The organism is Mesomycoplasma molare (assembly GCF_024918955.1).
GTDB lineage: Bacteria > Bacillota_I > Bacilli_A > Mycoplasmatales > Metamycoplasmataceae > Mesomycoplasma_A > Mesomycoplasma_A molare.
The window spans coordinates 744088-759907 of sequence record NZ_CP103423.1; the positions used below are offsets into that span (position 1 = coordinate 744088).

16 protein-coding genes, 1 tRNA gene and 1 pseudogene are annotated in these 15820 nt (G+C 25.7%); 1 reads left to right on the forward strand and 17 read right to left on the reverse strand.

Annotation, left to right across the window (positions count from 1 at the left end):
- Positions 1-34 precede the first annotated feature (34 nt).
- Positions 35-319, forward strand: a complete 285-nt coding sequence (locus tag NX772_RS03460) for a YneF family protein (RefSeq protein WP_027123140.1) — start codon at positions 35-37, stop codon at positions 317-319.
- A gap of 24 nt (positions 320-343) precedes the next feature.
- On the opposite strand, the gene NX772_RS03465 is transcribed toward NX772_RS03460, so the two are convergent.
- From NX772_RS03465 to tuf, 17 genes and pseudogenes are all read right to left on the reverse strand, one after another.
- The gene (locus tag NX772_RS03465; RefSeq protein WP_027123141.1) at positions 344-3826 is read right to left on the reverse strand and encodes a DUF1410 domain-containing protein; all 3483 of its coding nucleotides are present in this window, start codon (positions 3824-3826) and stop codon (positions 344-346) included.
- Positions 3768-5315, reverse strand: coding sequence for a DUF1410 domain-containing protein (locus tag NX772_RS03470; RefSeq protein ID WP_027123142.1), 1548 nt, complete (start codon positions 5313-5315; stop codon positions 3768-3770). The genes NX772_RS03465 and NX772_RS03470 overlap by 59 nt, the downstream gene beginning before the upstream one ends.
- A gap of 460 nt (positions 5316-5775) precedes the next feature.
- Positions 5776-6549 carry an IS30 family transposase gene (locus NX772_RS03475; RefSeq protein ID WP_259429422.1) on the reverse strand — a complete coding sequence of 258 codons (774 nt, stop codon included), beginning with the start codon at positions 6547-6549 and terminating at the stop codon, positions 5776-5778.
- Entirely contained in the window at positions 6507-6623 is a 117-nt protein-coding gene (locus NX772_RS04025) for a helix-turn-helix domain-containing protein (protein WP_416388937.1), read from the reverse strand. The genes NX772_RS03475 and NX772_RS04025 overlap by 43 nt, the downstream gene beginning before the upstream one ends.
- A 200-nt stretch (positions 6624-6823) precedes the next feature.
- Positions 6824-7045 carry a phosphopantetheine-binding protein gene (locus tag NX772_RS03480; protein ID WP_027123425.1) on the reverse strand — a complete coding sequence of 74 codons (222 nt, stop codon included), beginning with the start codon at positions 7043-7045 and terminating at the stop codon, positions 6824-6826.
- Between the two features lie 8 nt (positions 7046-7053).
- Entirely contained in the window at positions 7054-7485 is a 432-nt protein-coding gene (locus NX772_RS03485; RefSeq protein WP_027123424.1) for an MHO_1590 family protein, read from the reverse strand.
- Positions 7478-8614: an MHO_1580 family protein gene (locus NX772_RS03490; protein ID WP_027123423.1), complete on the reverse strand. Its 1137-nt coding sequence runs from the start codon at positions 8612-8614 to the stop codon at positions 7478-7480. The genes NX772_RS03485 and NX772_RS03490 overlap by 8 nt, the downstream gene beginning before the upstream one ends.
- Positions 8607-8918, reverse strand: coding sequence for an MG284/MPN403 family protein (locus NX772_RS03495; RefSeq protein ID WP_051542178.1), 312 nt, complete (start codon positions 8916-8918; stop codon positions 8607-8609). Before NX772_RS03495 ends, NX772_RS03490 begins: the two co-directional genes overlap by 8 nt.
- 134 nt (positions 8919-9052) lie before the next feature.
- Positions 9053-9129 (reverse strand) — tRNA-Asp (locus tag NX772_RS03500).
- Between the two features lie 20 nt (positions 9130-9149).
- The gene (locus NX772_RS03505) at positions 9150-9701 is read right to left on the reverse strand and encodes a DJ-1/PfpI family protein (RefSeq protein WP_259429361.1); all 552 of its coding nucleotides are present in this window, start codon (positions 9699-9701) and stop codon (positions 9150-9152) included.
- 6 nt (positions 9702-9707) lie between these two features.
- A complete protein-coding gene (ylqF, locus tag NX772_RS03510; protein WP_259429362.1) occupies positions 9708-10508 on the reverse strand; it encodes a ribosome biogenesis GTPase YlqF in 801 nt (266 codons plus the stop codon).
- Positions 10509-11079: 571 nt separating this feature from the next.
- Positions 11080-12091, reverse strand: a pseudogene (locus NX772_RS04050) (IS30 family transposase).
- 386 nt (positions 12092-12477) lie between these two features.
- On the reverse strand, positions 12478-12789 hold the full coding sequence (locus NX772_RS03525; protein WP_310794930.1) for an IS30 family transposase: 312 nt from the start codon (positions 12787-12789) through the stop codon (positions 12478-12480).
- Positions 12786-13148: a hypothetical protein gene (locus NX772_RS03530; protein ID WP_259429365.1), complete on the reverse strand. Its 363-nt coding sequence runs from the start codon at positions 13146-13148 to the stop codon at positions 12786-12788. The genes NX772_RS03525 and NX772_RS03530 overlap by 4 nt, the downstream gene beginning before the upstream one ends.
- 59 nt (positions 13149-13207) lie before the next feature.
- Entirely contained in the window at positions 13208-13303 is a 96-nt protein-coding gene (locus NX772_RS04035; protein ID WP_465223511.1) for a hypothetical protein, read from the reverse strand.
- 230 nt (positions 13304-13533) lie between these two features.
- Complete coding sequence (locus tag NX772_RS03535) at positions 13534-14370, reverse strand: MurR/RpiR family transcriptional regulator (protein WP_027123419.1); 837 nt, start codon at positions 14368-14370, stop codon at positions 13534-13536.
- A 73-nt stretch (positions 14371-14443) separates the two neighbouring features.
- Positions 14444-15634, reverse strand: coding sequence for an elongation factor Tu (gene tuf, locus NX772_RS03540; protein WP_027123418.1), 1191 nt, complete (start codon positions 15632-15634; stop codon positions 14444-14446).
- Positions 15635-15820: the final 186 nt, after the last annotated feature.

Consider the following 15820-nt stretch of genomic DNA (forward strand, 5'->3'; position numbering starts at 1 on the left):
ATAATTATAATGATAATCACAAGGAGATTTTAATATGTTAAAACTTTTTAGTGATTCAACAACCGAAAATATTGTCTATGAAGCTGGTGGAGTTGGTTTAGGTGGTTGAATCGGAATAGTCATATCTGTTGCTATAGTACTTTTTATAGTAGGAGCTATTATTGGAATAATAGTATCTAAAAAAATGTTTGAAAAACAAATAAAAGAAAACCCTCCAATAAACGAGAAAATGATTCGTGCTATGTTTCTTCAAATGGGAAGAAAAGCTTCTGAAACTCAAATAAAAGCAGTTATGCGTTCTATGAAAAATGCAAAATAAAAACATCCAATTTGGATGTTTTTTTTATCTAAAATTTGCAGGTAATGTAGTTCCGCTCGGATGCATAGAATAAAGATTTACTGTATCAACTGTATCTGTTGGATTATTAATTTGATCTTCGGGCACAGTCTCAAAATGTTGTACATGCTCTATAATATTATCAATTGCTATTAAATATGAATCAATGTAAGCAAATTTTCAACTATAATCCATTACATTTCTAGCAAGAGGAGAAGAATCTGGACCCATTCCTCCTAAAATAGGTTTGTAATATTTATTAATTGAATCTGCATTAGCTTTCATTCTATCAATATAAAGGGTGGCTTCATCTTCTCATTTTCTACCTAATTGTATTGCGTATAAAGTACCGAATCCATAGTGTCTCTTTTTATTCAATCTAGAAGACTGATTAACAACTTTAGTTAGTTCTGATTTTAGATTTTCTAACCATTTTTCTCCAGGTGTTTTTCCTATATTTGTTTGAACCTGAGTTGGAGTTTTAAATTTAATGTAATTAAACATTCTAATAAAATCATTAGCCTCTATACCTCTTTGAAACCCTATAGAAACAGTATCATCTTCTCTACCGGAATTTGCATTAGGTCAATATGTTGTGGCAGCGTCAAATGCTAAGTATTCTCAACCATAACCAACAGCAATATGGCTTTCTTTTCTTGCATTAGTTGTATCAATTACTTTATCAGTTTTTTCGGTTGTTGTTGAACTATGTTTGTATTGACTAAATGTAAATGATTGTAAGTTATATGTATAAGCAGCTTTAGCTCCTTTTAATTTAAATCTAATTGTTTTAGAAGCTTTATCATAGTCTATATCACTTGCAGTAATACTATCTGTTCCTGTCGTTCCATCTTTTAAGGAAGCTGAACCACTATAAACTATGTTTATTCCTTTATTTTCTAAAGAATTATCTATTAAATCCTCTGGTAAGTCAACGTTAGTTCATGTTCCCTCAATGTCATAAGAAAGCTCTAAAATTCTTTTTCCTCTAGCATTTTCATCTCTGGTATTTGAATCTACTAAAGTAATAACGCTTTCAGTTTCCACTTTAGGTTCTAATTTAGTTTTAAACTCAATAATGCTTTCCGGTAAATTAATTAAATTATCAGTTGTTGCATTTATATTCTCATAAGCTTTGGAAGGTTTATTTACAAATTTTAACGCATAAACATTATAATCAGTAAACTCTGTTAGGTTTTCTAAATTAAATGTAACAAAGTATTCATCATTATTTAATTCAATTCTAGAAACTAATTTTACATCTGTATCTGAAGTTCTATTTTCTTTTTTACCAACAGTAATTTCAACCTCTTGACCTACTTCTAATACTTTATCTTCAGAAGCTAATTTCACTTTTATGGTTGCAATATTTTGGGCGATTGAATTTACAGTTCCCTCTAAAATGGAGTTTGTTACACCTGGTGTTGTTATAAAACTAAAATCTAATGCATTATCATTTAAAAATCTTTTATTAAAGCTGCTGTTTTCACCATAAACTAATCTATCAAAAATGTATTTTCTATTTCTAGTTAAATTATCTAATGTAAAGGTTAATTGATGTATGCCTTCACCTAAGTTTAATACATCTGATTCTACTTCTACACCGTCTGTTTGAGATCTAAAAATAATCTTAGCATTTTTATTATTTGCTTCAATTCCTTGTCTATTTAATGACACAACAAATTTTCTTGTAGTTTCTGAACCATTATATTCTTCATAATTTCTTACATTTGAAACTTCAAATCTTTCATTTTTAGTTTCAAATGTAGAAGATTCAGGGAATTCATTAAAGGAATATACGTGTGCTGAACCTTTATTTTTAGCAGTTGTAGTTAATCTAACTAATGTATATCTAGTATTTGCTTCTAAATTGTCAACATTAATTGATATTTTATTATTTTCAACAACTCTACCTAAAGTTTTTAGTTCAATTTCACTATTAACTTTTTTAAACACTAATTCGACTGGATTTCCAACTTCTAGTTTTTGATCATTATCTGTATAACCAAACATAAATCTTACTTGATTATGTGTAATTATGTTATTAACTTCATCATTTAAATCAAATAATACATCAATAGGAGTTGCATTTGTACTAAATTCTTGAGTTAATTTAGTTACATCATTTTTAAATAAATTGGTTTCTACTTCATTTTTTTGAATAGAAAGTCTTTTTACAACATAAAGTGTATTTCCTGAAAGACTTTCTAAATTATGAGTTCTACTTTGTTTTGTGATAATGAAATTCATTTCATCACTTTCAGTTCCGTCATTATTTATTTTTACATAGTGAACTGTAATTTGTTCTTCATTAGTTAATGGATTTGAATTAGATTCATCGAATTCAAAGTTTAAAGTTACTGAATTATTAGTTACATTTGTAGTGCTAAAGTTAGATCATACAGCAACTTCAAATTCTGGAGTTTTAAATTCGCTATTTGCTAATTCATTTAAAAAAGAAATGTTATTATTAGTGAATTCAGGTTTAATTGAATCAAAAATATAGTAAGTGTTGCTTTCTAACTCAGTAAAGTCAAAGAATAATTTATTTTTTTCTAAATTAACTTTTGCTTTTATTGATTTTTTAGACTCTGTTTCTTCTTTTTTAGCAATAGTTAATACAAAATTTGAATCTTGACTAATTAAGTTATTTTCATCAGCAAATGCAATTTCTATACTTGCTTTTGTTGTAGCTAAATCAGAAATATTTCAATTTCTAAATATTATTTTCTTAGCTTCTTCTTTGTCATCGTTAATTTGTTGAATTTCTTCAGGTAAATCATCTTTAGAAACAATAATAGTTTCAGGACTTGTATCTTTATTAACAACTGATTCTAATGTATAAATTTTGTCAGGGTTTAATAAAGGAGAACTTAAATCTATTACTAGTTTTCCTTCACTATTTATTGTTCCTTCTACTTCTACTATGTTTCCATCTACATCTATAAATCTTGCGATATTTCCATTTGCTTTACTATTTTCCGGTAAATCAAATTGTAATTCTTTTGATCCGTCTGCTTTTTCAACTAGTTTTCCATTTGATTTATTTCCTGTTTTAACTAAAGTGATTGGTTTTTCTAAATTAGATATATTTACTACTTTGTTATCATTTTCATCAGTTAGAGAACTTAAAGTGTATGTCTCTCCCTCTGGGAAAACATTATTATTTGAGGTATCAAATATTAGATCTCCGTTTGCATCAACAGTAGCTTTAGTTTTGATTTTTTTGCCTTTAGAATTAGTAAAAGTTGCTTCGATTTCTTTTCCTATTAAGTCGTTAGAAACGTTTAATTTTAAGTCCCTTGCACCTTTACCATCTTCTAATATTGAAGAGTTAACTTCTGGTTTTTTAATATTAATTTTTTGAGAATTAGATAAAGAATTATTATCTAAAATATCTTCATCATTTTCATTAACTATTTTTTCTAAATTAAAATCTCCAGGATTCGGTAAGCTTGAAGTATCAAAAGAAAACGTTTCCTTGTTCATCCGTAGTTGCTTCTAATTCGAATTTTTCACCTTCTTTATTTACAAATACAGCTTTAACTTTTTTATTAGAGTTTTCAGTACCTAAGTTAGCATTTATTAAAATGTCACCATTTTCATTTCTAGATACTTTTCCATCATTGTAATTAACTTTATCAATTGTTAAATCTTCTTTATCAACATTTGATAAATCTGCTACTTTATTATTGTTAGAATCTGTTATTGAAACTAAAGTGTATTTTTCGCCTTCTGGTAAAGCATCATTAGTATTAACAATTAATTTTCCATCTTTACCAACTGTAGCTGGAATTTTAATTTCATTTCCTTTTGAATCTCTAAAAAGAAGTGAAACTTCCTCATTTGCTCTTGAAGGATGTAACTCTAGGTTGATAGTTGAACCTGTTGAATCGCTTAAGTCTTTTTGGATGCTAATTTCTGGTTTTTTAATAGAACTTTTTTCAATTGAACTTAGTTTTTCGTTAGATTTTAAAACATTGCTTTCATTATCTTTTTCAACAACTCTATCTAAACTATATTCTCCAGGATTTGGTAAGCTTGAAGTATTAAATGAAACATTTCCTTGTTCATCTGTAGTTGCTTCAACTTTATATTCTTTACCATTTTTATCTTTAAAAATTGCTACTGCATTTTTATTAGCATTTTCATTTCCTAAGTTTAAGTTTAATTTTGTATTACCGGTTTCGTCGCTTGAGAATGTATTTTTATAGTTTTGTTTATCAATTGTTTTTAAATCTTCAGGCATATCATCGATATTAACAACTGATTCTAAATTACCTTCAACATCTTTAATATTACTTAAAGTTCATTTTGATCCTTCTGGTAAAACAGATGAGTTAAAAATAAGTTCACCGTTTTCAGAAACTTGAACTTTTGTTGTAAAAACTTCTCCTTTTTCGTTTACAAAACTTAATTCTAATTCTTTGTTTACTAATCCTTTATTTAAACTTAAATTAAGAATTTTATCTTTTGTTTCTGAATCATAAGAAACTGTTCCGCTTACAGCGGGTTTTTTAATAGTTTCCTTTAATTCTTCTGGAAATTCTTCTCTTGACATAATAGAATTATTTGATTCTTGATCAATAATATTTAGTAAATTATATTCTCCAGGATTTGGTAAGCTTGAAGTATCTAATGAAAATTTACCGTTTTCATCAACTGAGGATTTTACATAGTGTTTTTTACCATTTTCATCCATGAATACAGATAATATTTTTTTATTTTTATACTTTAATGTAGCACTTGCTGGTAACGCAACTTCTAATTGTATATCTCCTTTTTTATTGTAATTATAGCGGGAAGAATAACTATTAGCTTGTGGATTTTTAGAATCTTTATTTAGAATTAAAACAGTTGCAGTTATTGTTGAAGCTGCTGTTAGTAAAAATAAAGGAGGAATTAAAAATAAAAGAAACTTTTTCTTTTTACGCTTTTTTTCTTCCTTTAGTTCTTGTTTATTTTCTATATTTTCCATAATATATCCTTAATTTAAAAATTTTTATAACTTAAAATTTAATTATACTTTTTTTTTTTTTTTTTTAAAGTAAACAGAAAAACAATTTTCAAAGAAAAAACATAAAAAATTAACTTTTTTACGTTCCTAAAATGCAAATTGAAGTGCACCAGTAATTTTTATTATAAAAACATTGTACTACAATTTATAATATTTTATACCCCTATTTACTATTAAGGGGTGGTGAAGGGGATATCCCCTTCTTTTAATTCCGCTTGTAAAGCGGTTTTTATTAATGAAATTAATAAAAATTATGAGGCGAAATTTTTCGACCCTTTCATTATTTTCTTGTAATAATCTTGTAATTTTTAATAGTTTTAATTAATATTTGTTTAATTTTTCTAATTCTTCTTCATATACATCAAAAGCACATTTACCTTCTAGTATGTCTCTATTCATAAAATTTATTCTTTTTCAAGATTTAATATTTCTTCTCGAGAGACTTTATTAAAATCAGTCCCTTTTTATAAACTCTTCTTATAAGTCCGTTAAAATTTTCATTAGTTCCTCTTTGAAAAGAAGCGTACTTATCGGTTTTATAAATTTTAATTCCTAATTTTTTCGCTAATATTCCAACCGCATTAAATTCAATTCCATTATCAAAAGTAATACTTTCAACAGGTAATTCTAGTGTATTTATTCTTTCATAAAGCACTTTATTTATATAAAATGGATTTTTACTTGATACTTTCACAATTATTCCCAACCTACTTTTTCTTTCCACTAAAGTTAAAAGACTAGAATGGCCTGCGGATTTTTTACCTATAACTAAATCACCCTCTCAATGCCCGAATGTTTCTCTTAAATCAATATGTTTTGGTCTAGCTCAAATAGGAAATACATAATTTGACTGCACAAGTCTTTCAATAACGTTATTTTTTCTTTTTCCGCCTTTTGTATAGTGCTTTCTTAATCTATCTTTATTAGTTAATACTCATTTTCCTGTATTAATCCAATTAAAAACAGTCCTTAGCGAAGGGATTTTAATATTTTTAATACCTTCTTTTATTAAGTTGTAAGTCATTTTTATTCCGCATGTTGCTTTGTTAAAATTATCTTTAATAAGTTTGCTAAATTCTTTATAATCATCCATTTGAGAAAAGAAAAACAATCTTTTATGTTTATGTCTTATTTTGGCTTTTTCATTTGCTATTAAATGATCATAAAATCCGTAAAAATTTGAATTTCTTTTAATTCTCTTGACACTGTTGAGTGATTGACATTAAGAAAATTAGCAATTTGTCTAATTGAATATTTTTTATAAAACAATTTCTCTATTAAAAATCTTTTTCAGCATTTAAATGCGAATAATGCTTTGTTGTATTATAATTCATATGATCCTTTCAATAAAAAGTATGTTGTCTTAAATTTTTATAGAGTGTTTTTTTATTTAAAAAATCAAGTGCAACCACTTTTTAATTTTACATTATAGTGGTGCACTTGATTTTGCATTCAGGGAAATGCAAGAATTAACTTGCATTTTTTTTGTTTTCTAATAATGTTATAACATCTTTTATTGTTTCTAATTTAGTTAATTCTTCATCTAATATAGAAATATTTAATTCTTCTTCTACATCAGTTATCATTTCCACTAAATCTAAAGAATCAACCCCAATAGAATATATATTACTATTTTCATCAAACTTTTTATTAGTTATTTTTTTTAATTTGTTAAAAATGAAATCTTTCATAAGTAATATTATATATTATCTTCAATGTTTAAATTATAATTTTTGCTAATTTTTTGCTCATTATCTATTCAAATAAATTCTACCAATACATTTTGATCATTTATATAATTATAATTAAATTTTATATCTCCATAAGACACACCTAATCTCTTTATAATATCGCTAATAAAAAATGTAAGCATATTATCAGAAATAATAGGTTTATTATTTTTAATTTCTATTAAATCATAGTATTCTCTTGAATCTACATCAGGAAAAACATCTTTATCTGATAAAAATTTAAAATCCTCATTTTGGCTATTAAGTTCATCTGTTTTGTCTTTTTTTATAGAAAAATAAATAATTGGTAAGGTAATTAAAGTTATACTAATAATAGAAAAAGAAAAGTATAAAAATGATTTTTTGTTTTCTTTGCAAAATTTTTTTATTTTTTTAATCATCTTCTTCATTTCTTTTATAAAGATTTTTTAACCCTTCAATTGTTAAATTCGCTTCAAGCAAATATTTAAATTGTTTATTTTTTATGAAATAATGATCAGACTCACTAATTCTTGGTTCTTTATATGAAGTAATATTAAATTTAATTCTTCCGTTGTTTTTATCAAGATATTTATATTTAATTTTTTGTTTAAATGCTAAAGTAATGTTTTTATAATCATTGTTAATATCTAAATCTATTTTTGGAAATAATTCACCCGAGTAATTATAAGGAACTATAAAACCTTTTTTAGAGTTTTCATTTGCACCTTTAATTGTTTCTTTTTTTTGGAAATCATAATATGTTTCATCTGCTATTTTAATTTTTCCGACAACTTTTTTACCTAAAATAAATTCATCTTCAACATTTTTTTCAAAATATAAATTTAATTTTTCACCATTAGAAATAGGAAGATTAGAGACTGTTTTTGGTAATAAACTTAAGTCTCTATCTAAAAGTTCTTTATTATATTCTTCATTAAAAGACACTATTTTAAACAATACTTCATTATGCTGTCCTAATAACATTTTTTGGGGATAAAAAATAATATTATTAAAAATATAATTATCATATTTATTTTGAAATTTATCATTTATATTGTTTATAAAACTAGATAATTTTATGGCTTTTATAGTTTTAAAATTTATAAAATCATTTATAAAAAATTCTTTTTGCACTAAGTCTTTTTTATTAACTTTTATTTGACTAACTATCAACGATTTTCTTTCATTTTCTTTTATTTCTTCTTCCGAAATTAAACTCATAGACTTTAAATTAGAAAATTTGTATTTTTCTAATTCTAAAAAAGGAATAATAAATTCTTCAAAACTTTCCTTTTTAATTTTTTTCCCAACAAAAAAATCTATAGGAGTATTGTTGATTTGTATTTTAAAATTTACTTTTCTAGCCTCTCTGGAAAAATAAATTTTTTTAATCGAAAAAGTATCATCTTTAATATTCCTTTTAATTTCAATAAAATGCCTTTCGTTTGAATTATTAGTTTTATCAACTATTTTCTTTTTTTCTATGTCTATAATCGAAATAACTTGACTTTCTTTTTCCAATTCTTGAATATTAACTATATTATCCATATAAATAAAATAAAAATCTGTCTATAGCCTTATTTATGTTTTTATAATATGTAGTTTTTGACCAATGTTCTTTGAATCACTCCTTTTCATTTTCAATAAATTCTTTTTTAATGATATATGCATATTCAGGCTCTAATAATTCCATAATTTTAGAAAATGTAGATTTTGTTTTCATATTAAATAATTCTAATTTTGTGTTATTTTTGTTTTTTAATTCTAATGTATTTTCAATTTGAAATTTATTATGCATTAGAACTAAAATTTCCATAAATTTCTTTTTTTCTATATAAGTGATTTTTTTCATATATTAACTCCTTAAAATTTATGATGTTATTCACCCATTATAATATTTGCTAAATAATAGTAAAAAAATGAAAAAAGTAAAAAAATAGGAAAATTTAATTTTTTCCCTATTTTTGGCGCTTACTTTTTAACAAATGGCGGTCCAGACGGGGATCGAACCCGCGATCTTCTCCGTGACAGGGAGACGTATTAAACCACTTTACCACTGAACCAATGTTGTAATTTTATCACATTATCCAGTTAACTCTTGTAAAATCTTATCTCTATGATTTTTGCCTTGTAAAATTTCTATTATTTTTAGCGCAAATTCTAAAGAATAAAAAGCACTTTTTCCTGTAACTATTTTTTGATAAACAACAACCCCTTTATTTTCTTTATATTTTTTTCCTTTGATGCTTCCATTAGGGAAAGCAGTATATTCTATCTCAGAATTAAATATACCTTTTTCATACAAGGCATTAGGTGTATCACAAATAGCAAAAACTCATTTCTTTTTATTTATAAATTCTTGAACTATAGATAAACTTTTTTTATCTTTTCTTAATAATTTAGCCCCTTTTCCGCTTGGAATAAAAATATAATCAAAATTGTCTAAATTATTGATATTAGAAGTTTGAATATTAACTATTCCATGTTGACCTTTATATACTTTTATTTCATTGGGATTATAAAAAGTAATTGAAGAAAAAGTTTTTGCTCTTTCTAATGTTGTTGCTACAGTTGTTAATTCATAGTCCTGAAAGTTATCCATGACTAAAACTAATAAATTTTTATGTTCTTCCATATTCCTCTAATCATAAGTTACATTCGTTAATTTTCTGAGATAAATAATAAATCATTGCATTGTTTTTTCTAAATCGGGTTGTGTGTTTTTTATTAAAAAATGCTTTATTTTTGCTAATTTATAAAGGTTATTATATATTTCTACCTCATCTTCTGCAGGGTCTAATCCTAATTCTATTATTTTTTCAGGATAGTAGTTACTTAAAAGCTTGTAACCAAAATTAAAAAAGTCTTTTTTTGGTATTATTTCAGGTTTTATAGAACCAATTATCGCTAATTTAATACCAATGAGTTGATCTTCAAATTTGGGTCATAAAATTCCTGGAGTATCTAATAATTGAATATCTTTTGCGTTTATTCATTGTTGGCCTTTTGTAACACCAGGCATATCCCCGACCTTTGCACGAGAATTAGCTAATAAATTTATTAGTGTAGATTTTCCGCTATTTGGTACACCCAAAATAAATACTCTCAATCTAGGTTTTAACAAACCTTTTTCTAAATCTTTTTTTCTTTTTAATTCTAATTGTGAATTTATGGCACTGAAAATAATTTTTTTACTTTTATTATCTTTTAAATTTACAAAAATCACTTTAGAAGAAGTATTATCAAATCTTTCTAAAATTTTTTGAATCTTACTTTTATCAGCCATATCACTTTTAGTAATAACGAATAATCTTGGTTTTTCTGGTGAAATTTTATCAAATTCTTCATTATAACTACTTATTGGAGCTCTTCCATCTAAAACTATTAAAAATAAATCTGCTAAAACCTGTTTTTCTTTGATTTGTTTAATGGCTTTTGCCATATGTCCTGGAAATCAATTTATCATAGTAAATTAATTATATATGATTTTATTATTTATTATTTACTATGATAAAGCTTTTTTAAGGTCTTAAATCTAAAAAAGTCCAAAATTTTGAATTTTTTTAGTCGAAAAATCATTTTTTCAATATTTTTTAAAAAATTAAATTAAAATAAGTTTACTAGAAAAGAAAGGATGTGCTTAATATGAAAAAAAATAATTCATGCTCATGCGGACATATTTGTTCATGCGGAAACTGTACATGTTCTTCAAAATAATCTCTATTAATATTTTGAATTATAAAAATAAAAAGCACATTTCAAGTGTGCTTTTTCCTAAAATGCAAATTGAAGTGCACCAGTAATTTTTATTATAAAAACATTGTACTACAATTTATAATATTTTATACCCCCCTATTTACTATTAAGGGGGGGTGAAGGGGGATATCCCCCTTCTTTTAATTCCGCTTGTAAAGCGGTTTTTTATTAATGAAATTAATAAAAATTATGAGGCGAAATTTTTCGACCCTTTCATTATTTTCTTGTAATAATCTTGTAATTTTTAATAGTTTTAATTAATATTTGTTTAATTTTTCTAATTCTTCTTCATATACATCAAAAGCACATTTACCTTCTAGTATGTCTCTATTCATAAAATTTATTCTTTTTCAAGATTTAATATTTCTTCTCGAGAGACTTTATTAAAATCAGTCCCTTTTTATAAACTCTTCTTATAAGTCCGTTAAAATTTTCATTAGTTCCTCTTTGAAAAGAAGCGTACTTATCGGTTTTATAAATTTTAATTCCTAATTTTTTCGCTAATATTCCAACCGCATTAAATTCAATTCCATTATCAAAAGTAATACTTTCAACAGGTAATTCTAGTGTATTTATTCTTTCATAAAGCACTTTATTTATATAAAATGGATTTTTACTTGATACTTTCACAATTATTCCCAACCTACTTTTTCTTTCCACTAAAGTTAAAAGACTAGAATGGCCTGCGGATTTTTACCTATAACTAAATCACCCTCTCAATGCCCGAATGTTTCTCTTAAATCAATATGTTTTGGTCTAGCTCAAATAGGAAATACATAATTTGACTGCACAAGTCTTTCAATAACGTTATTTTTTCTTTTTCCGCCTTTTGTATAGTGCTTTCTTAATCTATCTTTATTAGTTAATACTCATTTTCCTGTATTAATCCAATTAAAAACAGTCCTTAGCGAAGGGATTTTAATATTTTTAATACCTTCTTTTATTAAGTTGTAAGTCATTTTTATTCCGCATGTTGCTTTGTTAAAATTATCTTTAATAAGTTTGCTAAATTCTTTATAATCATCCATTTGAGAAAAGAAAAACAATCTTTTATGTTTATGTCTTATTTTGGCTTTTTCATTTGCTATTAAATGATCATAAAATCCGTAAAAATTTGAATTTCTTTTAATTCTCTTGACACTGTTGAGTGATTGACATTAAGAAAATTAGCAATTTGTCTAATTGAATATTTTTTATAAAACAATTTCTCTATTAAAAATCTTTTTCAGCATTTAAATGCGAATAATGCTTTGTTGTATTATAATTCATATAGTCCTTTCAATAAAAAGTATGTTGTCTTAAATTTTTATAGAGTAGTTTTTCCTAAAATGCAAATTGAAGTGCACCAGTAGTTTTTATTATAAAAACATTGTACTACAATTTACAATATTTTATACCCCTATTTACTATTAAGGGGGAAGGGGATATCCCCCTTCTTTTAATTCCGCTTGTAAAGCGGTTTTTTATTAATGAAGTTAATAAAAATTATGGGGCGAAATTTTTCGACCCTTTCATTATTTTCTTGTAATAATCTTGTAATTTTTAATAGTTTTAATTAATATTTATTTAATCTTTCTATTTCTTCTTCATATATGTCAAAAGCGCATTTTCCTTCTAGTATGTCTCTATTCATAAAATTTATTCTTTTTCAAGATTTAATATTTCTTCTCGATAGACTTTATTAAAATCAGTCCCTTTTTATAAACCCTTCTTATAATTCCGTTAAAATTTTCATTGGTTCCTCTTTGAAAAGAAGCGTATTTATCGGCTTTATAAATTTTAATTCCTAATTTTTTCGCTAATATTCCAACCGCATTAAATTCAATTCCATTATCAAAAGTAATACTTTCAACAGGTAATTCTAGTGTATTTATTCTTTCATAAAGCACTTTATTAATGTAAAAAGGGTTTTTACTTGAAACTTTTACAATTATTCCTAATCTGCTTTTTCTCTCAACTAAAGTTAAAAGACTAGAATGGCCTGCGGATTTTTACCTATAACTAAATCACCCTCTCAATGCCCAAATGTTTCTCTTAAATCAATGTGTTTAGGTCTAGCTCAAATAGGAAATACATACTTTGACTGCACAAGTCTTTCAATAACGTTATTTTTTCTTTTTCCGCCTTTTGTATAGTGCTTTCTTAATCTATCTTTATTAGTTAATACTCATTTTCCTGTGTTAATCCAATTAAAAACAGTCCTTAGTGAAGGGATTTTAATGTTTTTAACACCTTCTTTTATTAGGTTGTAAGTCATTTTTATTCCGCATGTTGCTTTGTTAAAATTATCTTTAATAAGTTTGCTAAATTCTTTATAATCATCCATTTGAGAAAAGAAAAACAATCTTTTATGTTTATGTCTTATTTTAGCTTTTTCATTTGCTATTAAATGATCATAAAATCCGTAAAAATTTGAATTTCTTTTAATTCTCTTGACACTGTTGAATGATTGATATTAAGAAAATTAGCAATTTGTCTAATTGAATATTTTTATAAAACAATTTCTCTATTAAAAATCTTTTTCAGCATTTAAATGCGAATAATGCTTTGTTGTATTATAATTCATATGGTCCTTTCAATAAAAAGTATGTTGTCTTAAATTTTTATGGGGCTGTTTTTTATTTAAAAAATCAAGTGCAACCACTTTTTAATTTTACATTATAGTGGTGCACTTGATTTTGCATTCAGGGAAACACCATTAAAAGGTGTTTTTAATTATTATTTCAGTCATCTAAAACTTTTATGTTTTCTACATATTTTTCATCAAAATTTTTTATTTTCTTTTGAAGAACAAAAAGAAATAATAGATCGGAAACAAATTGTTGATTAATTTTCGAAGAGATAGAAACTAGCCTTTTATCTTGTTCTAATGTTTGATAAATGATAATATTTTCAAATTCATTTAGCATACTTTTATTAGCTGTTATAAGATAAAAAGGAACACTTTTTTCTTTAAATAACTTAAGAACATGTTTTATTTCTTTTGTATTGCATGACTTAGAAAATAGCATAATAGCATCATTACTATCCTTTTTTATTTGTGAAGTTATTAGTAAAAATGAATGAAAATCTTTAAATGATATTGCATTTATTCCTATTTTCTGTAAATTTATACTTAACTCTGAAGCTGATAAAAAAGAACTTCCTGCGCCATATAGAAAAATAGATTTACTTTTTAATACAAGATCTACTGCTTGAAAAATTTGATTTAAGTCTACTAAATGTGCTGTTTGATAAATAGATTCTCTATAATAGTTAAAAAGTTTATTTAAAATCACACTTTCTGTATTTTTATCATTATTTTCCTCTATATTTTGGGAATTTAAGTAAGAATGGTAAACATAAAATTGCATGCTTTTTAATGAATTAAAACCTACTTTTTTTGTTAATTTCGAAATTACGCTAATTGATACAGAATTTTTTTTAGATAATTGCTTTATAGAATAATCATAAAAATCTTTCGGATTGTTTTCGGCAAAGTTAATTATTTTTAACTCTGTAGAAGTTAGTCTTTCTTTTTCTTTTCTGTTAAAAAGTGCTTGTTTCATTTTCTAATCTCCCAAATAATTATATAAAAAAACTCAACTTTATTTTAAGTTGAGTTTTTAAATTAAACAATAATTATTTAATAATTTCTGTAACTGAACCAGCTCCAACTGTTCTTCCACCTTCACGGATTGAGAATTTTGTTCCTTGTTCAACAGCGATTGGTGCAATTAGTTCAACAGTTAAGTCAACATTGTCTCCTGGCATAACCATTTCTCTTCCTGCATCAAATTTAATTCCACCTGTTACGTCAGTTGTTCTGAAGTAAAATTGTGGTTTATAGTTTTGGAAGAATGGTGTATGACGTCCACCTTCTTCTTTTTTAAGAGCATAAATAGCAGCTTTAAATATAGTATGTGGAACTATTGTTTTTGGTTTAGCAATAACTTGTCCTCTTTCTATTTCTGTTCTATCTACTCCACGTAGTAAAACTCCTGCATTATCTCCAGCCATAGCAGATTCTAAGTTTTTTCTAAACATTTCAATTCCAGTAACAACAGTTTTTTTAGGTTGTTCTTTGTAACCAACGATTTCTACTTCTTCATTGATTTTAACTTGTCCTCTTTCAACTTTTCCAGTTGCAACAGTTCCACGCCCTGTAATTGTAAATACGTCTTCAACAGCCATTAAGAATGGTTTATCCATTTCTCTAGCAGGAGCGTCGATGTATGTATCAACAGCATTCATTAATTCGAAGATTTTTTCTTCTCATTCTGGTTGTCCTTCTAGAGCTAATTTAGCTGAACCTCTAATAATTGGTGTGTTTTCTCCATCAAAGTCATAAGCTGATAATAGATCTCTAATTTCGAATTCAACTAGATCAACCATTTCTTCTTCACCTGCTAACATATCAACTTTGTTTAAGAATACAACGATTTTTGGAACCCCAACTTGTTTTGATAATAAGATGTGTTCTCTTGTTTGAGGCATTGGACCATCTGTAGCAGCAACTACTAAGATAGCTCCATCCATTTGAGCAGCACCTGTAATCATGTTTTTAACATAGTCAGCGTGTCCTGGACAGTCAACGTGAGCATAGTGTCTTTTTTCTGTTTCATATTCAATGTGAGCTGTGTTGATTGTAATTCCACGTGCTCTTTCTTCAGGAGCAGCATCAATTGAAGCATAATCTTTAGCTTCTGCTAGTCCTTTTTTAGATAAAACAGTAGCAATAGCAGCTGTTAAAGTAGTTTTACCATGGTCAACGTGTCCGATAGTACCAATATTAACGTGTTCTTTTGAACGATCAAAATTTAATTTTGCCATTTTTTTCCTTTCATTTTAGTGAATTATAATAATAATTTTAAACGCGCTTAAAACCTACCATAGAATAGTCTTTCAGCTATTTCCTATCCAACTAAGCACTTTTAGTATTTTCTTATTATATGTAAAAATACATTAATATTTTACCAAATTTGCAAAAAAATAAAAACTTTAAGTTAAGACTAATTA